Origin of the sequence: Arthrobacter sp. A2-55 (assembly GCF_025548615.1) — a bacterium.
GTDB lineage: Bacteria > Actinomycetota > Actinomycetes > Actinomycetales > Micrococcaceae > Specibacter > Specibacter silviterrae.
Window position 1 is genome coordinate 1 of sequence record NZ_JAJLOZ010000077.1, and the last position, 20,890, is coordinate 20,890.

At 62.0% G+C, this 20,890-nt stretch carries 15 protein-coding genes and 1 tRNA gene; 10 read left to right on the forward strand and 6 right to left on the reverse strand.

What is annotated here, in order from left to right; all coding sequences use genetic code 11:
- On the reverse strand, positions 1 to 489 hold a 489-nt coding region (locus tag LPN03_RS17395), incomplete at its 3' end, for a fumarylacetoacetate hydrolase family protein (protein ID WP_262455280.1).
- 210 nt (positions 490 to 699) lie between these two features.
- Between LPN03_RS17395 and LPN03_RS17400 the strand changes: the two genes are divergently transcribed.
- The 5 genes from LPN03_RS17400 to LPN03_RS17420 are packed head-to-tail and all read left to right on the forward strand — an operon-like array spanning position 700 to position 5,532.
- Complete coding sequence (locus tag LPN03_RS17400) at positions 700 to 2,043, forward strand: L-fuconate dehydratase (RefSeq protein WP_262455281.1); 1,344 nt, start codon at positions 700 to 702, stop codon at positions 2,041 to 2,043.
- 4 nt (positions 2,044 to 2,047) lie between these two features.
- Positions 2,048 to 3,364, forward strand: a complete 1,317-nt coding sequence (locus LPN03_RS17405; RefSeq protein WP_262455282.1) for an alpha-L-fucosidase — start codon at positions 2,048 to 2,050, stop codon at positions 3,362 to 3,364.
- The gene (locus LPN03_RS17410; protein WP_165181488.1) at positions 3,364 to 3,675 is read left to right on the forward strand and encodes an L-rhamnose mutarotase; all 312 of its coding nucleotides are present in this window, start codon (positions 3,364 to 3,366) and stop codon (positions 3,673 to 3,675) included. Before LPN03_RS17405 ends, LPN03_RS17410 begins: the two co-directional genes overlap by 1 nt.
- Complete coding sequence (locus LPN03_RS17415; RefSeq protein WP_165181489.1) at positions 3,672 to 4,640, forward strand: aldo/keto reductase; 969 nt, start codon at positions 3,672 to 3,674, stop codon at positions 4,638 to 4,640. Before LPN03_RS17410 ends, LPN03_RS17415 begins: the two co-directional genes overlap by 4 nt.
- Positions 4,633 to 5,532, forward strand: coding sequence for an amidohydrolase family protein (locus tag LPN03_RS17420; protein ID WP_262455283.1), 900 nt, complete (start codon positions 4,633 to 4,635; stop codon positions 5,530 to 5,532). The genes LPN03_RS17415 and LPN03_RS17420 overlap by 8 nt, the downstream gene beginning before the upstream one ends.
- Positions 5,533 to 5,661: 129 nt before the next feature.
- On the opposite strand, the gene LPN03_RS17425 is transcribed toward LPN03_RS17420, so the two are convergent.
- Both LPN03_RS17425 and LPN03_RS17430 read right to left on the reverse strand, forming a co-directional pair.
- Positions 5,662 to 7,452: a right-handed parallel beta-helix repeat-containing protein gene (locus LPN03_RS17425; RefSeq protein WP_262455284.1), complete on the reverse strand. Its 1,791-nt coding sequence runs from the start codon at positions 7,450 to 7,452 to the stop codon at positions 5,662 to 5,664.
- Entirely contained in the window at positions 7,449 to 9,827 is a 2,379-nt protein-coding gene (locus tag LPN03_RS17430; protein ID WP_165181491.1) for a glycosyl hydrolase family 95 catalytic domain-containing protein, read from the reverse strand. Before LPN03_RS17430 ends, LPN03_RS17425 begins: the two co-directional genes overlap by 4 nt.
- Before the next feature lie 761 nt (positions 9,828 to 10,588).
- Here LPN03_RS17430 and LPN03_RS17435 point away from each other — a divergent pair.
- The 5 genes from LPN03_RS17435 (at position 10,589) to LPN03_RS17455 (ending at position 17,353) form a co-directional block, all read left to right on the forward strand.
- Positions 10,589 to 11,857 (forward strand): alpha-L-fucosidase, encoded by a 1,269-nt coding sequence (locus LPN03_RS17435; RefSeq protein ID WP_262455285.1) that lies wholly within the window; start codon positions 10,589 to 10,591, stop codon positions 11,855 to 11,857.
- On the forward strand, positions 11,854 to 13,050 hold the full coding sequence (locus tag LPN03_RS17440) for a Gfo/Idh/MocA family protein (protein WP_262455286.1): 1,197 nt from the start codon (positions 11,854 to 11,856) through the stop codon (positions 13,048 to 13,050). Before LPN03_RS17435 ends, LPN03_RS17440 begins: the two co-directional genes overlap by 4 nt.
- A gap of 500 nt (positions 13,051 to 13,550) precedes the next feature.
- Positions 13,551 to 14,513 (forward strand): carbohydrate ABC transporter permease, encoded by a 963-nt coding sequence (locus LPN03_RS17445; protein ID WP_165181520.1) that lies wholly within the window; start codon positions 13,551 to 13,553, stop codon positions 14,511 to 14,513.
- A 6-nt stretch (positions 14,514 to 14,519) separates the two neighbouring features.
- Complete coding sequence (locus LPN03_RS17450; RefSeq protein ID WP_165181494.1) at positions 14,520 to 15,521, forward strand: ABC transporter permease; 1,002 nt, start codon at positions 14,520 to 14,522, stop codon at positions 15,519 to 15,521.
- Positions 15,522 to 15,547: 26 nt separating this feature from the next.
- Positions 15,548 to 17,353 carry an extracellular solute-binding protein gene (locus LPN03_RS17455; protein WP_165181495.1) on the forward strand — a complete coding sequence of 602 codons (1,806 nt, stop codon included), beginning with the start codon at positions 15,548 to 15,550 and terminating at the stop codon, positions 17,351 to 17,353.
- 175 nt (positions 17,354 to 17,528) lie between these two features.
- On the opposite strand, the gene LPN03_RS17460 is transcribed toward LPN03_RS17455, so the two are convergent.
- The 3 genes from LPN03_RS17460 to LPN03_RS17470 all read right to left on the reverse strand — a co-directional run bounded on the left by LPN03_RS17460 (position 17,529) and on the right by LPN03_RS17470 (position 20,783).
- Complete coding sequence (locus LPN03_RS17460) at positions 17,529 to 18,200, reverse strand: FadR/GntR family transcriptional regulator (RefSeq protein ID WP_165181496.1); 672 nt, start codon at positions 18,198 to 18,200, stop codon at positions 17,529 to 17,531.
- 188 nt (positions 18,201 to 18,388) lie between these two features.
- A tRNA-Ser gene (locus LPN03_RS17465) sits at positions 18,389 to 18,476 on the reverse strand.
- A 114-nt stretch (positions 18,477 to 18,590) separates the two neighbouring features.
- Positions 18,591 to 20,783, reverse strand: a complete 2,193-nt coding sequence (locus tag LPN03_RS17470) for a prolyl oligopeptidase family serine peptidase (RefSeq protein ID WP_262455287.1) — start codon at positions 20,781 to 20,783, stop codon at positions 18,591 to 18,593.
- Positions 20,784 to 20,890: the final 107 nt, after the last annotated feature.

Below are 20,890 nucleotides of genomic sequence, written 5' to 3' on the forward strand. Positions count from 1 at the left end.
GTCGTTGGCGATCAGGTACCCGGCCACCACGTCGGCGGCTTCCTCCACGCTGGCCAGGTAGCTGGCCTCGCGCCCGATCACCACGCCCAGTTCCACTTCCCAGTCGTATTTGGCCGAGAGCGGGGGGATGGGTGCGGGGTCAAAGGGCCCGGCGACGGTGTTGTTGGGCTTGAGGAACACCACCGGGATGGTGGGCGGTTCGGCGCCGGACTCGGCGGCGTGTGCGGCGTAGTTCATGCCGATGCAGACCACGTTGTTGGGCCGGGCCAGCGGGGAGGCAACGCGCAGGGCGGCGGCGCCTGCCAGGACGGGGAGTTCGCCGCGGGCGGCGGCGGCGCGGAGCTCGTCGATCCCGCCTCCGGCCAGGAACTGGCCGTCAATGGTGGACGTGACGGCGCGGGCATCGTAGCTGCGCTCCACGCCGTCGGGCCCTGCGGTGACCGCGACGGGAATTTCCTGCCCGGGCTCGCCAAGACGTGCAATCTTCATCCGATACGTTCCTTACAACGGCCCCGGCCTCGGGGCCGGGGATTCTGGGCCAAGGACCAGTGACGGTCCTTAACATCTGAGCTTTTTAGCCACTTTACCCACAAGTTTCAAGTTTTTGCGTACTTGGAACAATCTTGACATGCAAAACATCCGATGTTTAGCTGGTTTCAAGGACCGTCGGTCCGGGAGAACTTTTTGAGGAGCCAATACGTGAGTACAGTCATCGCCGTGGAAACCAGCGACGTCCGGTTTCCGACGTCCCGGGAGCTGGACGGCTCGGATGCCATGAACCCGGATCCGGACTACTCCGCAGCCTATGTGCGCGTGGTGACGGATAGCGAAGACGGCCTCGAAGGCCACGGTTTTGTGTTCACCATCGGTCGCGGCAACGATGTGGAAACGGCAGCCATCTCGGCACTGACCCCGTACCTTTTGGGGCGCAATGCAGAGGAATTGCTGGCGGACATGGGCGCCACCTGGAAACTGCTGGCCCACGATTCACAGCTGCGCTGGCTGGGGCCGGAAAAAGGCGTAATGCACATGGCCATTGGAGCCGTCATCAATGCGCTCTGGGATTTGAAGGCGAAACGGGCCGGCTTGCCCCTGTGGCAGCTGCTGGCCACCATGACCCCCGAGGAATTGGTCGAGCTGGTGGACTTCCGGTACCTCACGGACGCGCTCACCCCCGGCGAAGCCCTGGACATCCTGCGCGCGGCGGAGCCCGGCCGGGCCGAACGCACCGCAACGCTGCTGGCTGAGGGATACCCCGGGTACACCACCACACCCGGTTGGCTGGGCTACACCGATGAGAAGCTGGCACGCCTGGCCCGCGAAGCGGTCGCCGACGGGTTCAAGCAGATCAAGCTCAAGGTCGGGGCCGACTTGGCGGACGACCTGAGGCGGCTGCAAACGGCCCGCGCCGCCGTCGGGCCCGGCATCAAGATTGCCGTCGACGCCAACCAGCGTTGGGGCGTGGCCGAGGCCATTGAGTGGATAACGCACCTGGCACGCTTTGACATTGCCTGGGTCGAGGAGCCCACCAGCCCGGACGACATCCTGGGGCACGCGGCGATTGCGCGCGGCGTGGCCCCCATCCCGGTCGCCACGGGCGAGCATGTGCAGAACAGGATTGTGTTCAAGCAGATGCTGCAGGCGGATGCCCTGCAGGTGCTCCAGATTGACGCCGCACGTGTGGCCGGGGTCAACGAGAACGTGGCCATCCTGCTGCTTGCCGCCAAGTTCGGGGTGCGCGTGTGCCCGCATGCCGGCGGCGTGGGCCTGTGCGAGGCGGTCCAGCACCTGTCGATGTTCGATTTCGTGGCTGTCTCCGGCACCAAGGAGGGCCGCATGATCGAATTTGTTGACCACCTGCACGAACACTTCGTGGTACCCATCGACGTCCATGGAGGCTGCTATTGGCCGCCGTCCGCACCGGGTGGTGGCAGCGAAATGCAGGGGGCCTCGATCGCGGAATACACTTTCCCCGACGGGAAATTCTGGCGCGACGACGCCCAAACGCAGTCGGCCTCCGGGGCCCTGAGGGAAGCGGTTTAAGACGGTGCAGCAGCAAGTGCAGATAGAGCACGCGCCGTGGTTCACGGAAGCCCGCTTTGGCATGTTTGTGCACTGGGGGCTGTACTCCCTGGCCGCCCGGCATGAATGGGTCATGAACCACGAGCGGATCCCCGCGGCGAAGTACAGGAAGTACTTTGACCACTTTGACCCGGACCTCTACGATCCGCGTGAATGGGCTGCCGCGGCCAAGGCGGCCGGCATGAAATACGTGGTGCTGACCACCAAGCACCACGAGGGGTTCTGCCTGTGGGCTACGGCGCTTACGGAGTACAAGGCCCCCAACACGCCCTATGGACGGGACCTGCTGGGACCCTACGTTGAGGCGCTGCGGGAGGCCGGACTGAAGGTGGGCTTCTATCACTCGCTCATTGACTGGCACCACCCGGACTTCCCCATTGACGCGTTTCATCCGGACAGGGACCGTCCGGACGCAGGGGAGATCAACAAAACCCGCGACATGGCCAGGTACCGGGCCTACCTGCACGGCCAGGTGCGTGAGCTGTTGAGCAACTACGGCCAGATTGACTACCTCTTTTTTGACTTCTCCTATCCCAACGCCGGCGGCACCGTCCCGGCGGGGGACAAGTTCCCTGGCAAGGGCCGCAAGGACTGGGGTTCCGAGGAGCTCATGGCCATGGTTCGGGAGCTGCAACCGGGAATCATCGTCAACGACCGACTGGACATCCCCGGAGACTTTGTGACGCCCGAGCAGTACCAGCCCGCCGGTGCCATGATGAGCGGCGGCCGGGAAGTGCCCTGGGAGGCTTGCCAGACGCTCAATGGCAGCTGGGGCTACGACCGGGACAACCTCGACTACAAGCCGGCGGACCTGCTGGTGCGAATGCTGGTTGACGGTGTTGCCAAGGGCGGGAACCTGCTGCTCAACGTGGGCCCCACGGCCCGGGGTGAGATTGATGTGCGCGCCCGGGAGACGCTGGCCGGCATGGGCGAGTGGCTGCGCGTCCACGGCCGGTCCATTTACGGCGCCGGGGCATCGGCCCTGGTGCCGCCACAGGACTGCCGGTACACGCGCCGCGGCAACCGCCTGTACGTGCACCTTTTCGCATGGCCCTTTGAGCACCTCCACCTGCCCGGACTGGCAGGAAAGGTGGCCTATGCGCAGTTGTTGGGCGATGCCTCCGAGGTGGCCATGTCGGTGCTGGATGCGGACCAGGAAGCAGGGAACATGACGCCGGCCGGGCAGGCTCCCGGGACCCTAACGCTCAAGCTGCCCATACAGCGTCCCAACGCGGTGGTGCCCGTCATCGAGCTGTTTCTCATCGAAGAAAGTGACATCTAATGCAGAAGATCGCCCTGCACACCCGCCTCAAGGCCGGAAAGGAGGCCGAATACGACGCCGTCCACGCCCGGATCAGTGACGAGCTCGACGCCGCCCTCCGGGCCGCAGGAGTCACCGGCTGGGACATCTGGCGCACCGGCCGCGAGCTCTTCCACGTGGTGGAGGTGGCGGACTACCAGGCCATGCGCCGGGAACTGGCCGCGAACCCCGTGAACATCGCGTGGCAGGCGGTCATGGCGGAACTGCTCGAGGTGGAGGACGACTACTCCGGTGACGACCTGGGCCTGGCCAAGGTCTGGGGCCTCCCATGACCCTGCCGGAGCTGGGCCGGCTGGGTTTTGGCGCCGCCGGCATCGGCAACCTGTACCGCGCCATGGACGACGCCGTTGCTGCCGCCACCTTGGGTGCCGCGTGGGACGCGGGCATCAGGTACTTCGACACCGCCCCACACTACGGCCTGGGCCTGTCCGAGCGCCGCGTGGGTTCATTCCTGGCTACGAAACCACGGAACGAATTTGTCATCTCCACGAAGGTGGGGCGGATCCTGGAAGCCGTGGACAACCCGTCCGGCGCCCGCGACACGCAGGGTTTTGACGTGCCAGCCGACACCGAGCGCCGCTGGGACCCGTCGGAGGCCGGCATCCGACGCAGCATTGAGGATTCCCTGGAGCGCCTGGGCCTGGACCGGATCGACATTGCCTACCTGCACGATCCGGACTTCTACGACCTCCAGGCCGGCATCGCCCAGGCCCTGCCGGCGTTGGAGAAGCTTCGTGGGGAGGGGCTGGTGCGCGCCATCGGGGTGGGTGCCAACTCTTCCGACGCCCTGCGTGATTGCGTCCGGGCTGCAGACCTGGATCTCATCATGCTGGCGGGCAGGTACACGCTGCTGGAACAGCCGGCTGCCGCGGACCTGCTGCCGCTGTGTGCCGAACGCGGCGTGGGCGTGGTCAACGTGGGCGTCTACAATTCCGGCCTGCTGGCACGGCCCGCGGTGCCCTCCAGTGCCATGTATAACTACGCCCCCGCGCCGGCCGGCATTCTGGCCCGTGCAAGGGCGCTGGCCGCCTGCTGCGCCGACTTTGGCGTGGAGCTCCCGGCCGCAGCCCTGCAATTCGCGGCCGGCCACCCGGCGGTTCGCTCCGTGGTGGTGGGGGCCTCCGGCGCAGGCCAGATCACGCAGACGGCGCAGCGCATGGCTGCCGACATTCCCGCCGGGCTGTGGGGCGCCATGGTGGACCGCGGGCTGCTGGCCGCGGAGCTGGTCCGTGCCTAGGCCCGGCCCAACCCCCGCCCTGGCCGGGACCGCACCCAAGGCGGGGGACGGCGTCGTCCGTCTCGATGCGCACCTGCACCTGTGGGAAGTGGGGGAGGGGCGGTATTCCTGGCTGGGGCCGCAGCACGGCAGCTTGAACAGGAGCTACGACGCCGGCGAGGCCCGCCAGGCGCTGGCCTCGGCGGGCGTGCAGCGCGCCATCCTGGTCCAGGCGGACGACACCGCCGCAGACACCGAGGCCATGCTGGAAAACGCGGCCGGGCATGACTGGATTGCCGGGGTGGTCGGCTGGCTGCCGTTGGAGGACCCGGCCGCCGCGGCCGAGCTATTGGAGACGTGGCGGGAACACCCCAAATATTGCGGCGTGCGCACCCTGGTCCATGGCGACCCCCGGCCGGACGTGCTGGAGCTGCCCGCCGTGCGGGAATCCCTGCGAATGCTGGCAGCCGCAGGCATCCCCTTCGATGTACCGGATGCGTTTCCGCGCCATCTGGGCCAGGTTGCTGCTCTCGCCGCCGAAATCCCCGGGCTGACGGTGGTGGTGGACCACCTGGGGAAACCGCCGCGGGCCGGTTCGACGGCGGAGCTGGAGCTTTGGGCGCGGCAGCTGCGGGCGGTTGCCGCGCTGCCAAATACCGTGGCCAAGGTTTCGGGGCTGCATTGCGACGGTGCCCTGTACACGGCCGACGCCCTGCATTACGTCTGGGACATTGCCCTGGAAGCGTTCGGGCCTAGCCGGCTCATGTTCGGCGGCGACTGGCCCGTGAGCCTGCTGGGGGCGCCGTATGCGGAGATGGTGGGTCCTGTTTCGGAACTCGTTGGGACGCTCAGTGCAGGTGAAGCTGCGGCTGTGTGGAATGGAACTGCGGAGCGAGCCTACCTTCAGATGTGAGGGCAATTGCGTGTTACATGGGGCACTTCATGGGGCATTCCGCTTTCCTCCGTGCGTTCGTGAAATGAAATGTGCACTGAGGCATGGGCCTTTTCGCCGTGGTTCATCCGCCGGCTTGAGCCCAGAGGGTCAACCAGCAGTCTCAGTTGTCGGTAAGACGCCGGCAGGTAAGCTGTTGTTCGCAACCATCGCACTCCGCACTCCCCGCAGGCGGAAGGTCGGCGTGTCCGGCTCGCCGGCGGGCGGTCCGGACTCGATTCGATTTCGCTCGAATCTCAGCTCAGAAACGCTGCGGGCATCGACAAGTGTCGCCTCATTGGCTTGGAAGACATTTCCCGTGATGTGGATGCTGCCGTGCACCGGTTGCCCTAGATCCAGGATCGCATTGGTCGGTTCGATCAGGATGACAGGGCTTGACGGATCAACGAATTCGTTGCCAGCGATACTGACGTCACGCACCGGACCGGACTCGAACCACTCCTGCGCATCTGCCGAAATGTAGATGCTGGCCATCGATATGCGCTCAAACCGGTTTCGCTCAATGACAACGGGACGACGGGTGGTCACCAAAATCCCCCGGGTCGGAATGTTGGCAAATCGGTTGCCTGAGATCGTCACCTTCGGTGTGTAACTGACATTTTCCGCCACAAGGTGCGACAGCGCCTCTTCGCCTAAATTCGCCACCTCCGGCAGGGGCCGGTCGAAGGCGATTGTCAGTGTGCGCAGATCGTGCTGGTGGTCTCTTCCCGACGGACCGTCAACCGCTACAACGGTCATGCCCTCGGCCACCGGCAGCAGGGTTCGGCTGTCGGCGATCTCAACCTCGTCTCCAGGGAAGAACTGCGGGAACCCAGCCGTTTCATGATGCTCATATCTCAGTGTCAGAGAGTGCGGGCTTGGCAGGCCAACCACGCGCAGATAAGTGCCGTGGATGTTGATCGGATCGTCGTGCGGTCCGTCGAAGACACAGTTCCGCACCACGACCTCCCCGGCGACGCTGGACAGCTGGATGAAATCGGCGAATCCGGCGGTGCTGCGACCGCTTCCTTTGGGAGTTTGAAACGACAGGGCGTCTATGGTGATATTGCGGCTCAGCTGGGCGACGATTCCGAATCCATGCAAAAAGTGCACGCGCATCCGCTCCAACGTGACGTCGGCGCTCTCGAGGATCAGCATGCCGGGATGGTCGCGTGTGATGTTGCGCATTTGATAGACAAGCCCGGTGTCGTCGCTTGGCTGGTCCGTCTCGTAGTCGATGCGAACCCGGTGTCCGCCCAAGCCTGAGATGCGGACGACACCCTCGAACAATGGATTCTGCGGGATGCGATAAGTGCGCTGCGACCTGGGGTCATGCACCTGGGTGTATTCGAGCCCATTTCGACCCGACCAGTATTCCTCTCCCGTCTGCGGGCTGGTGCCGCCATGCCAGACAAGCGAATTGCCATGGATTTGGAACGGGTTCGAGGCGGGAATGGAGAGAATCCGGTAAGCCCGCCCCTCTTGGAGCCCGGTTTCAACGACGGTGGCGTCGACAACGGTCGGGACGGCAAAGTCGATCACCAGGCCCGTCACACTGATGCGTTTCGAGTCGATGACAGCGATGGTGGTCTGCAAGCCGTGAAATATGAGCGTCGATTCATTTCCAACGACGGTGAGGTCCGTGGCATTCTCGATGAGCACTCCGATGGTTTTTACACGATGGCTTTGGTCGTCCCCCACAGTGTTGGAGACGTAGAGTTCGCGTTTTTCGGCGTGCTCAGGCCAGAGCGCATACCGCCCATGCGGGAAATTGACCACGGTGGGGCCGTCAGCCCGGCTGGCGTGTGCGAATGCCGCCCGGATCGCTGGTGCGGAGTCGAGCGTCCCGTCGGGGTCTGCCCCGAAATTTGTAACGTCAATAGTGACGGGCAGCGCGGTCATCGAGCGAAGTCCGAAGGTGTCAGCGTGACTGTCGTGCCCGGCAGGATCTCGACTTGGCAATGGCCCCCGCAGAAGGCCACCTTTACATCATGCCGCCTATCTCCGTCGCGGGAACGCAATTGGGCAGAGACCAGCCTGGGTGTGCCCGACTCGTTGCCCGCCCACTCCAGATCGACGACGATACCCGGCCGTGCGACAAGTCCGCGAACGGACCCCGCCGGCCAATCCTGCGGGAGCGCAGGCAGGAGCTCGATCGCCGCGCCATGGCTCTGCAGGAGAACCTCCGCGATCCCGGCGACGTACCCAAAGTTTCCGTCGATCTGAAACGGCGGATGGGCCGCGAACAAATTCGGATAGAGCCCTCCCTGCTGGCCATCAACGCTGGCGGGTGCCGCCCTTAAGAAGAGCCGCAGCAGGTCAGCTACCTTGTCGGGCTGGCCGAGCCGTGCGCGCATGACCAGCTTCCATGCCAGGGACCAGCCTGTCGAGTCATCGCCGCGATCTTCGAGGCTCCGGATGGCGGCTTTCTGGTTGCCGGCATCTCCGTTTCCAGGGAAAATGTCGATCAAGTGGCTCAAATGGCGGTGTTGTGGCTCAGCCTGCGGATCGTCCGCCGCCCACTCGCGCATGAAGCCATTACGGCCGGGGCCCGGAACGGTGAGACGGCCCCGGATGCTCCGGACCTCCTGCACAACGGCATCAGCTGACAGGTCGAACCGCACCGCGAGATCCTCGAGTGCGTCGAACAAAAGCCTGATGAGCGTCAGGTCGGCGGTCGACGAAGTGCCGAGGGCGGAGGGGACGCCGTCCGCCGTCACGAAGTGGTTTTCGGGCGACGTTGATGGGGCCGTGCCGAGGGTTCCGTCCGGCAATTCGAACAGCCAGTCGAGGTAGAACTCGGATGCCGACCGGATGATGGGAAATGCGGTTGACCGCGCGAAGTCTTCATCGGCACCGAAACGGATGTGTTCCCAAACGTGCAGGCATAGCCAGGCTGATGCCAAAGGCCAAAACGCCCATGCTGGATCTGCACTCCCCATGCCCACGGGGGACGTGTAGGCCCATAGGTCTGAGTTGTGGTGGGCGACCCACCCGCGGGCACCATAGAGCCGTTTTGCAGTGTCGCTGCCAGTTTTGCGAAGTGCTGAGATGAGGTCGAACAAGGGCGGGAGGCATTCGCGGAGGTTGGCGGTCTCGGCGGGCCAGTAATTCATTTCCGTGTTGATATTTAGGGTGTAATTCGAGCTCCACGGAGGCCTGAGCTCCGCATTCCATAGTCCTTGGAGGTTGGCTGGAGCGCCGCCAGCCCGGGACGACGAGATGAGGAGGTATCTGCCGTAGTGGAAGAGGAGACACGTGAGATCGATGGCATGCTGCGACGAGCCAATCAGTGCGGTGGTGGGCCCGGTATGTTTGGCGTGGCTGGCTCCGCCAAGGCTGAGTAACACCCGATCGTACAGGGCTTGGTGATCATTCCGTTGGCGCGCCCGCACAGAATTAGCGCCGCTTTCGAGAGCGCATGTCACCCGCTTCTCCGCCTGCTGCATGGCGGCAGTCCCATCCTGGTCGATCGGATTGCCGAATCCGGTAAAGCCGGTCTCGGTTGCAAGCACGATCGTGCAAGTGGTGACTCCCTTCGCTTCCAAGAGCGGCCCGTCGCATGCCTCGCCGTCGTGGGTCCAGCCAGCGACGACCACGCCATGCATGGCTTCCCCGGTCACATCAGAGTAGCTGACACCCTCCCCGCGTTCGAAGGGCGGGGCGACATCACTGGGCATGAGCATGTCGAGGGATGTGCGCATCGCGGCGCCCGCTTTCGTTACAACCCGAAGCTGAGTTTGGATGTCGATCTGGAGAGTCAGCGGCACCCGGCTGACGATGTTCATCTGCAGAACACCGTCCGGTGCGGAGACGATGGTCGACATGCGCATTTCTCTGCCGTCGATGAGGTATCGGGTCACGTGTTCCCCAGTGCGCAAATCCAGGGTGCGCGAGAACTCGGTGACTTTGGTCTGACACCCTGAATTAGGGGTGGTGTCGCCGGTCACCGAGGAAGTGACGCAGAGGTCAGCGAACGGCAGATAGCTCTGCGAATACCGGCCCTGAAGGCGCTGGACTTCGGTCAGCGCGGCAGCATGGTCACCGGCAAAGAGTGCGCGTCGAGAACGGGAGAGTGCACTGGCGGCAACATCGCGGGGGACGAGTCCGTTTGAGCCTTCGCTGAGGGGGCTTCCTGACCATGCAGTCGAGTCATTGAGTTGAATCAGTTCACGCCACGGGCGGCCATGCACCATCGCGCCGGTGTGACCATTGCCCAGGGGAAGGGCTTCCAGCCACTGTGAAGCCGGTGAGTCGTATCTGAGTGTGTGCGACATGGTGATGACCTAATTCTCTTGGAGTGTTGGCGGCGGGCTACTGGTCCCAAAGTCCGTGTCGGCAGGAAGGAACGGTGTCAGGGCCGGCCCGGTGCCATCTGTCCCTGGCGCTTGCGTGTTCAGATCTGGAGCTGTCTGACGATCGGCTGCTGGCCGGATGGTGCAGCTTGGAGAGTCCGTTGATGCGAAGCGACCGCCAAAGAGCCGATGATTCATCATATGTATTCATGGATATTCGATCAATGTCACTCAGGATATGGCAAAGAGAGGAAAAAATCCAAAGGAAGGGACAGAAATCGTCGGATGTCTATGGTCATTGATCGGGTCTGGCCGCGGAAGCCAAGTTGCCACGTGGCGGAGCGCCTCCGGGTTGTTCCAGCGTGGACGTTCGGGCGGAATTGGCCGGGCCAGGGCGCTGGCCGCGATCTTGGCTGCCGGTGCAGGTTCCGGAAGGACTTGTCCGATCTCGCATAAGATCGGATGAATATCTGGATCAGAGTCTAAATTTGACCAAATCTCACGAAGACAGGTGAAAACATCGGATGTTCATGTTGTTCGGTGTCCATGCATCCCGTAGTCTCGGTTGAAGCCTTTGCAATGGCGCAGAAGCAAGAGGTGATCTTGGTGCCAAACGTGCCCAACTCATCACAACGAGATCATAAGGGGTTCCAAAGTATGACATCCACACTAAGAATGGTCGGTGCGCGCCCGGCCGGCAAGCATCTTGCCGGACAATTTGGCGCATTGGGGGAATGGGGCTGATGATGAAGCCGCCCGCACCGACACCCGCCCAACTCCGCTGGCAAGAACTTGGGCTCGGCATTTTCATCCACTATGGCGTCAACACCTTTGCGGCGCTGGAATGGAGCGACGGAACGTTGCCCGCAGCCAGCTTCAATCCAAGCGGGCTGGACGCCGACAACTGGGTGGCTGCCGCCCAGGCTGCCGGTGCCAAATACCTTATATTGACAGCCAAGCACCACGACGGATTTTGCTTATGGCCCACGTCCACCACCGAGTATTCAGTGGCGTCTTCCCCCTGGAAGGATGGCAGGGGTGACGTTGTCCTGGAGGTGTCGGAGGCATGCGCCCGCGCCGGAATGGGATTTGGGATTTATCTATCCCCATGGGACAGGAACGCACCGAGCTATGGCGATCCGGCAGCTTATGACGATTTCTACGTACGGCAGCTGACCGAACTGTGCACGAACTACGGGCCCCTCATGGAACTCTGGTTTGACGGGGCTGGGTCCGCGGGCCGTAGTTATGACTGGGGCAGGATTACTGCCGTCATTCACGAACACCAGCCGGAGGCCATGATCTTCAACATGGGCCGTCCCACCATACGCTGGGTCGGGAACGAGGACGGCTTGGCCAGCGACCCGGTCAACTATGTGGTCGCAAAAACTGACAACGATCAGTACACAGACTCTGCCACCAAGCTGGATTCGATGGCCTACTTGCCGCCGGAATGTGACGTCTCGATCCGACGGGGCTGGTTTTGGAATTCCGGAGATGAAGCCAAGTCCGTGGAGCACCTGCTCGCCATCTATTACCGTTCCGTCGGCATGGGAGCTAACCTGCTTCTGAACCTTGCCCCGGATCGGCGTGGACGGATCCCGGAAGAGGACCGCAAAACGGTGGACGCCTGGCGAACGGAGCTGGACCGTCGGTTCTCGGGACGAATTGACGCTGTGGTTGACAACGATGGGGATGGCGCCAGCTTAACTTTGCCGCAGCAGACCAAGTTTACTCACATTGAACTCGTGGAGGACCTTGTGAATGGACAGGGACTCAGCCATCACACCATCTCCGTGGACGGCACGGAGTTGGCAGCCGGCCAGACCGTCGGGATACGCAGGATACATCAGGTGGATGCCACCAGCGCCAGTACGCTGCGGGTTAATTTCAACGGGAAAAACGGCAGGCTTGCCTCGGCCTGCGTGTATGTGGGGGACCCGGATGTTGGAATGCCCAGGATTCCGAACGGCTACGCGGCACCGACAACAGAGCCGGAGGGTGTTCGATGAGTGGACAGAACAATCAGGATCGCGTTCTTCGAGTTGGCCTGGTTGGTGTTGGTGCGCGGGCAACTATCGGTGAATGGGTTTCGGCCGTTGGAAATTGTGCTGAACTTGTTGTCACGGCTGACATCAGTCCAGCAGCAGTGAAGCGCTCGACCGAGCTCTTCGGTACCAGCGTGCCCTTTATCGGCGACTACCGGGATTTTGTGAATCATGGTGTTGACGCGGCGATTGTCACGGTCCCTGACGACCAGCACGCAGACGTGGCTGAACACCTTCTTCGGGCCGGCATCGCTGTCTATCTTGAAAAGCCGATGGCGACGACGGCGGCGGACGCCGACCGGATACTGGCCGCCGCATTTGAATCCGGCAGCCGACTGTACGTTGGACACAACATGCGCCACATGAGCGTGGTTACGATGATGCGCAGCATTATTGAGCGCGGGGAGATTGGCGACGTCAAAGCCGTCTGGTGCAGGCACTTCGTGGGCCACGGTGGAGACTACTATTTCAAGGACTGGCACGCCGACCGGCGCTACAGCAACACGCTGCTGCTGCAAAAGGGTGCACACGACATCGACGTAATCCATTGGCTCGCCGGCGGCTACACAAGAACCGTTTCGGCAATGGGTGATCTCATGATTTATGGAGTCAATCCCTCTCGGGCGGACAACACAGGCCGCCTGATGGGCGAATGGTTTAGCATGGACAACTGGCCGCCGGAATCACAGCAGGACCTAAACCCTGTCGTCGACGTAGAAGACATTTCCATGGTCAACATGCGTCTGGACAACGGTGCCTTGGCATCTTACGAACAATGCCACTTTACGCCCGATTATTGGCGAAACTACACGGTCATTGGCAGCCGTGGGCGCATGGAGAACTTTGGTGACACCGGTGGAGGCGTCATCAAGGTTTGGAAAAAACGTCACGAGTACCAGCCGGATGGTGACGTGGAATATGTCATTGGCGGAGATGAATCAGGCCACGGCGGTGCAGACCAGCGGACGATGGCAGAGTTCATGAGATTTATCCGCCACGGTGGCGCCACCGATACCTCTCCAATCGCGGCGAGGGAGGCCGTGGCGACTGCCGCATCTGCTGCCGAGTCCTTGCGGTCCGGTTCCATGCCGGTTGCCGTCCCTCCGGTCGAGAAGGCGCTTGAAGACTACTTTTCCAGCGGACAATCCAGGCCTTGATGGATGGCCGCCTTGGCATCTGCTAGGTCGTGTGCGAGTCGATGGCGCCTGGGAAGTGGGAAGTGCGGTTGCCGGAAGGTGAGGCGAAGTAGCCCGCGTTGCCGGCGCGCTGCGCATCGTCATATACGTTCTGAAAATGCCGGAGCAACTAAAATTGTCAAAGCCGCCCGACGCGCATTGGCTATCCTCCGCGCACCCAAAACCGATCGGACTAGTACGCCTGAACAGCCTGCGAACCCTTTGTGGAGATTCCATCTCCTATCTATTATCGGTTCCATGTAGGGCAATCAGCGATGGTTCTGGAGCCATTCCAAAACCAGCCTGATCGAGTTCATCGGATGAATTTCGACCCAAAGGCATTAGTTCAGGGAAGGATGTGCGTTTTTGGGAGTTTGTGTCATGATATTGACAGTAAACATCGGATGGCTGTACAAATGGTCTAGATCACATACGACCCCTTGAGGGGTCAACTGAACTCGAATGGAGCAAACGTGAGTACGATGCGCGAACGAAGGGCATTGCGCCCTGGACGGCTCCGTCCCGAGCCAACCGGCAGGAAGAGTCATGCGCGGAAGATCAAGGAACCGAAAGGTGACCGTATCCTCAATACGCTGCTCGTAGTGATCATGCTGCTGCTCGGGCTCTCCATTATTTATCCGCTGATTTTCGTTGTGAGCGCATCCTTCTCGGATCCTCTGGCCGTCAATTCAGGCCAGGTGACATTGTGGCCGGTCGGGTTCTCGCTGGACGGGTACAAGGCAATTTTCGAATACCCGTTGATCTTTCGTGGGCTGATCAACTCCGTTTTCTACGGGGCCGCCGTCACCGTTTTCGCAACATTTGCAACTATTGCGGGAGGGTACGCAATTTCCCGGACTGACATGCCGGGCCATCGATTGCTGATGATGGTCTTTGTCTTCACCATGTTCTTTGCAGGCGGCATGATTCCGTCGTATTTGGTGGTCAAAAGTCTGGGCATGCTCAACACGCCCTGGGCCATGATCCTTCCTGGCGCAATGAGCGTCTGGCAGCTGATCATCACCCGAACCTATTTTCAGGTCAATGTTCCCAAAGAACTGCTGGAATGTTCGCGTCTTGACGGAGCGTCCGACTGGGCGTTCTTTATCCGGGTGGTGGTCCCCATTTCCAAGCCCATCATTGCGGTCAACGCGCTGCTATTCGCGGTGGCGTCATGGAATTCCTACTTCAACGGCATCATCTACCTCACCGACGAGAACCTGTACTCGCTGCCGATGGTTATGCGAGACATCCTGCTGCAGAACTCGTTTGATCCGTCGAAGATGTCGGGTGTTGATCCAGCCCAGATTGAAAAGCTCAAACGCATTGCAGACCAGCTGAAATATGCCCTCATTGTTATCGCCAGTGTTCCTCCACTTCTCATCTATCCCTTCGTGCAAAAACACTTTGTCAAGGGCATGATGATCGGATCCCTGAAGGGCTAAGAGAAAATGATGAAAACAACTATTCAAGTCGCAGGTGAATCGGCGACGACGCCGGCGCCCGTCATTGTCAAGGCGCCCGAACCCCGAGCCAACAAGTCAGTTTCGCTGGGCCGGCGGATGCTTCGCGCCTGGCAGTTGTACGCCATGTTGTTGATTCCCCTGGTTTGGGTGGCCATCTTTTGCTACTGGCCGCTCTACGGGATTCAAATCGCCTTCCGAGACTATACGCCGGCGCATGGAATCACCGGTTCGGACTGGGTGGGGCTGAAGTACTTTGTTCGCTTTTTGAGCAGCTACCAGTTCTTTGAGCTAATTAAGAACACAGTGGTGCTTCACATGTACGAACTGTTGGTCGCGTTTCCCGCACCCATTCTCTTGGCGTTGGCCTTGAACACGCTGCGCCAGAAGGTCTTCAGCAGGATAGTCCAGCTGGTTGCCTACGCCCCCAACTTCCTTTCGGCGGTGGTTGTCGTGGGCATCATGACCATGATGCTTTCACCCTCCACAGGCGTGGTAAATCAATTCTTCTCGGCAGTGGGCCTGCCACGCATCGATTTCATGGGGCAATCTGAGTGGTTCCAGTCGTTGTACGTCTTCTCCGGTGTATGGCAGTCTGCAGGGTTTGCCGCCATCATTTATCTGGCCGCATTGGCGGGGGTTCCGCCCGAACTGCACGAAGCGGCCAAAATGGATGGCGCTTCACAGCTTCGCCGAGTCTGGCACATTGATCTGCCAAGCATCATGCCCATTGCAGTGATCATGCTCATTCTGAACATCGGCAGCATCCTCAATGTGGGATTCGAAAAGGTCCTGCTGATGCAGAACCCCCTCAACCTGGACATCTCGCAAGTCATCAACACTTACGTTTACCAAGTAGGGCTGAATTCTGCCGTTCCTCAGTACTCATACGCCACGGCTATCGGCATATTTCAATCCGTGGTCGGCGTGATACTTCTGCTGCTCGCCAATTGGATGGCGCGCCGCATCACCAAATCCGGGCTGCTCTAAGCACCTCGAACAAACCAAGGAGAGTCATGAAGTTTGTATTTGACAGCCAGGAAAAAGTCAGCCTGGTGCAGGGAGTTGCATCCGGGACAGTTGGCAGGCGTCAATTCCTGCGAACGGCAGCCATGCTCGGCATCACTGCGGCAACGGCCGGTGCCGTTCTGACTGCCTGCGACAACGGCACCAAGGGAGGATCGGATAAGAAAACCGCCTATAAAGCTGGATCTGCCACACTGCAGGTCGAATTGGGTGCTGAGGACACCAAAGTCCCTTACGGTGCGGGCTACATTGGACCCAAAGCGCGCGAGTTGAAGAAGTTTGGCGACGGCAAAACGGAATTTTCGGTACTGACGCGAACCTTCGCCGGACAGAACATGAAGACCAATAAGTTTTCCGTGTGGTTGGAAGAGAAGACCGGTGTTAAGGTCAACTACCAAGTTGTACCGATCGGGGAGGAAGGCACTCCCAAAGTCAACAACATCCTGGCCGGCGGCGACTTGCCCGATGCGATGATGCTCGGGCCAGCGTGGATGGGTGGGTTCAGCCGGTCCCAGATATACATTTACGGGCAGCAGGGGCTCTTTGCGCCAGTCGGCAAGCTCATTGACGAATTTGCGCCCGAACTTCTCGAAGTTTTCAAAAACGTTCCCAAGCTCCGTGACGACTTCACTGCCCCGGATGGCGAAATGTACGCCTTTCCCGCCGTCAACCAGTGCTACCACTGCAGATCCTCGGAGGTGCGGATGTGGGTCAACAGTACGTGGCTGAAAAGGGCCGGACTTAAGGCGCCGACCACCCTCGATGAATTTACCGCGATGCTCAGGGCCTTCAAGGAAAAGAATCCGTCAGGACTGGCATCATCCGTCCCCATGTCGGCGAGCAAGGCCGGCGAGGGGAGTTCATTCATTGGCTACATCATGCAGAGCTTCGGATACCTGCCTGCGAGCAACGTGTCCCGCGAAGGGAACAAACTGATTTATGCCCCGACCCAGGACTTCTACAGGGACGGCCTTCGCTACATGGCCGGCCTTGCCAAGGAAGGGTTGCTCGACAAGCGGTCGTTTACTCAGACCGGCGATGAACTCAAGCGTCAGGTCATGAACCCCGCCGGTGCCCTGGTGGGCTTGGTCCAAGGTGGATCCCAGGGCTCGTACGCCGACGTCGAAGCGTCGAATCCGAAGGCCAGGTACAGGGAATACGAGGTCATCGCACCAGTCAAGAATGGGTCAATAGGCGCGGTCTGCCCCTGGGACTATTCGGCAGGTGGAGTCGTTGGTTTGATCATTACCAAGAACTGCAAGGACCCGGAAACCATGATTCGCTGGGCGGACGCACAGATGAATCTGGAAGTTTGCCGAAGCATGCCCAGCGGTCCCCTCGGAGTCGGCTTCGAATGGGCCAAGAAAGGGCAGCTGGGAATCAATGGAAAGCAGGCAACGTTCTCCAGAGTTGCCGCCGGACAGGATGAGAAAAACCTCGGCTGGTACGAATGGGGCCCCTACAACTATCAGAATGACGTCCGGCTCAGTGAATCAGTTGACCCGGCCTCGGGATCAGTCGAGCCCGCACTTTACGAGGCGGGCAAATTGTACGAGCCATTCGCCGTCGCCGAAGAAAAATTCTTCACAGCCCCGTTCTTTGACGAGAGCCAGGCCGCACAGGTCGGCGAGTGGGAAACTAACCTGGGGACCTACCTGAGTCAATCAAACGCCAAGTTCATCCTCGGGGAACTAGACATCAATGATGACAAGGTGTGGGACAACCACAAGAAGAAGTTCCAGCAGCTCGGCCAGGACCAGTACCTTCAGCTGTTGACGGACACATCCGCGAAATAGTCCCAAGCGGTATCGGTGCCCAGCACCTCAACGCCGGTCCCCTGCATGGAAGCCTATATTTGGGCGTCTATGCAGGGGATCTCGTGACTTCCGGTAAAAGCACCGGAAGAAGCCGCTGCATTCGGTTCCGCCCGGGCCGGCTGATTTTTCACACCGCCTGGATCGGTCGCGCGCCTCACAGCGCCTGTCGCAGCCAGTTTTCCACGCCGCTGATGTGGACAGTGACCAGGGCCTTGGCCAGTTCGGCATCCCCGCGTTCCAGCGCATCGATGATCGCGGCGTGTTCGGCCAAGGTCCGGTCCACGGCTTTTTCCTGGGTGAGGCCGCGCCAGATCCGGGCGCGGACCGTTCCGCTGGAAAGCGCGTCCAGGACGCTGGCCAGATAGGAGTTGTTGGCGGCACCCGCAATCAGGCCGTGGAACATCAGGTCATGCTCCACCAGCGATTCCACGCTGGTGGCTTCGCTGATGTCCGCCATGGTGGCACGCAGGGCGGTGATCTCCCCGGCCGATATCCGCCCGGCGGCAATGGCGGCCGCAGCCGGTTCCAGGATGCGGCGGACCTCAAAAATTTCCAGGATCGACTTGTCCTGGTGCAGGTCCACGATGAAGGTCATGGCCTCCGTGAGCAGCTTCGGCTCCAGGCTGGTGACGTACGTCCCGTCCCCGCGCCGAACGTCCAGCACCCGGATGATCTCCAACGCCTTGACGGCCTCCCGGAGGGAACTGCGGGACAGCCCCAGCTTTTCGCTCAATTCCTGTTCAGGCGGCAGCTTGTCGCCCGCGGACAGTTCGCCGGACAGGATCATGTCCTTGATTTTGGTGATTGCTTCGTCAGTGACAGCCATGGGTCAAGTGTATTGGTCTGACGTTTGCGCCGGGGGTCTCGACGCGCTCGCAGGGCTCGCTGCTCGACCACCGGGACGCGCTCGCAGGGCTCGCTGCTTGACCACCGGGACGCGCTCGCAGGGCTCGCTGCCCGGCCACCGGGCAGCAAAAAAGCACCCCTGAACCAGTCAGGGGTGCTTTTCATGTGCGGAGACGGGGAGATTTGAACTCCCGGTGGAGTTGTGCCCCACACTTCATTAGCAGTGAAGCCCATTCGGCCGCTCTGGCACGTCTCCAGCGCTGGCCGGGGTAGAAGCCCCCAACCAGCATCCCAAACTTTACCTAGAGGAAGGGGTGTTAAGCAAAACGGACGGCCTCCGGAACCGGACGCGGTGCGCCGGCGGCGGGAATTACTCCGCGCCCGTCAGCGCGCGCCATAAAAATTCGTGCGAGGCAGTGTGCAGCCGCGCCGCCTGGGCGTTGTTGCCCGCCCCGGCGTGCCCGCCCTCCAGCGCCTCGTGGAACCAGACGGGAATCCCCAGCGACTCCATCCGAGCCGCCATCTTCCGTGCCTGCACCGGCCCCACCCTGTCATCCGAGGTGGCCGTCCAAATGAACGTGGCCGGATAGGAAACCCCGGCGCGCAGCAGGTGGTATGGAGAAAACGTCTTGATGAACGCCCACTGCTCCGGCACGTCCGGGTCGCCGTATTCGGCAATCCACGACGCCCCGGCGGACAGTTTCGTGTAGCGGCGCATGTCCAGCAGCGGCACCCCGCAGGACACGGCGCCGAACAGTTCCGGGTATTGCGTGAGCATGTTGCCCACCAACAATCCGCCATTGCTGCCCCCAGCACAGCCCAAGTGGGCCGGCGAGGCCACCCCGCGCGCCGACAAGTCCCGCGCAACGGCCGCAAAATCCTCATACGCCTTGTGCCGGTTTTCCTGCAGCGCCGCCGTGTGCCAGGACGGCCCGTATTCGCCGCCGCCGCGAATGTTCGCCACCACGTACACGCCGCCGCGCTCCGCCCCGTCCACCGTGGCGCGCCGCTGAAGCCACGTGCGCCCCACTGCACCGCTGTAGGCCGGCGTGCGCGACACCTCAAAGCCGCCATATCCGCCCAGCAGCGTCGGGTTGCCGCCGTCGAGCCTTAAATCCTTGGGCCCCACCTGGAAATAGGGGATCCGGGTGCCGTCGTCGGAGACGGCAAAGTGCTGCTCCACGCGGTAGTCGGCCTCCTTGAAGAACGACGGCGCCTGCCGGACCGCCGCTGCCGGCCCGGCCGGGGTGGCAGTCCCGCCTGCGGGAATGGTGCCGCGCAACAGCGCGGTGGGCGTGAGGAAGCCCGTGGCAACGAGCCAGTAGTCGTTCCCGGCATTCGGGGTGTCCGGGTCCTGGTCTTCATCGTCCACGGCGTAGGCGTCCACCGAGTGCAGCGGAGGGCAGGCATCCAGTGCCGAAGCCGCCCAGCCGGCGGCGGGGTCCAGGACCAAAATCTTGGAAGAGACATCCTCCAGCAGGTTCAGGAGCAGGAAGTCCCGGGTCCAGCTCCACGACTGCAGGGACTGCGTGGCCGTCGGAGCGTAGATGGTGGACAGGGCGCGGTCCCCGGCCAAAAAGGCCTCGAGCCCAATGGCCAGCAGGGTCCCGGCAGCGTACGTGGCGGGGGCGTCACCGCCAACCGTCCAGTCCGTGCGCGGCCGCAGCAGCAGCCACTGCTTGTGGAGGGAGACATTCATGTCGTCCGGCACGTCAATGTGCACCCAGTCGCCGCCCACCAGCAGGTAGCTGCGCGAGTTGAAGAAGTCCAGCACATCGTAGGCCACATCGCGTTCAAAGCCGGGTGTGCTGTCATGGGACACCCCGCCGCTGAGGTGGTCCGGCGGCACCGAGAACAGCGGTTCCCGCGCCGCCAGCTGCGCCATGGACTCGCCTCGGCGCAGCACGCGGGCCGCGGCCGGGTAGGAGGACACCGTCATGGATCCCGGGCCGGTGTCCGTGCCCACGAACAGCGTGTCCGAATCCACCCAGCTCAGGCGCGTCTTCGCCGCCGGCAGTTCAAAGCCGCCCGGCACAAAGGCGCGTGCTTCGACGTCGAACTCGCGGTACGCAACGGCGTCTCCTCCGTCGGGGGAGAGCGCCACCATGGCCCGCCGGTATTCCGTGCCAGGGGCCGGCCGCAGGAATTGCGAGCCGGCCCAGAACCAGTCGGCGCCCTCCTCCCGGCACAGGGCATCGACGTCCAGCAGGACGTCCCAGTCCGGGGAGGGCGTGAGGTAGCTTTCCCACGTGGTGCGCCGCCACAGCCCCCGGGGGTTGGCTTCGTCCCGCCAGAAGTTGTAGTACCAGCTGCCGCGCTTGGACACCATGGCGATGCGGTCGGTGGAGTCCATGACCTCCAGGACGCTCGCCTCCAGGGCCGAGTACTCCGGCGTCACCAAGGCCTTGTCGGTCCGGGCGTTGTGCTCGCGGACCCATGCCAGCGCGTCGTCGCCGTGGATGTCCTCAAGCCACAGGTTCTCGTCGAAGGGTTCGTCCGTGAGGCCCTTTTCGGGAACGGGCGGTGCGGCGGCGGGCTTGGCTGCATCAGTGGTTTGGCTCATGTGCCCATCCTAGGCAGGTCCGCCGTCCGGGCCCGGCGCCATCCGTTAAGCTCAAGGGGTGGAAACATCGGGCGGGCTGGCAGTGGTCATTGTGGGGGCGGGCCCCC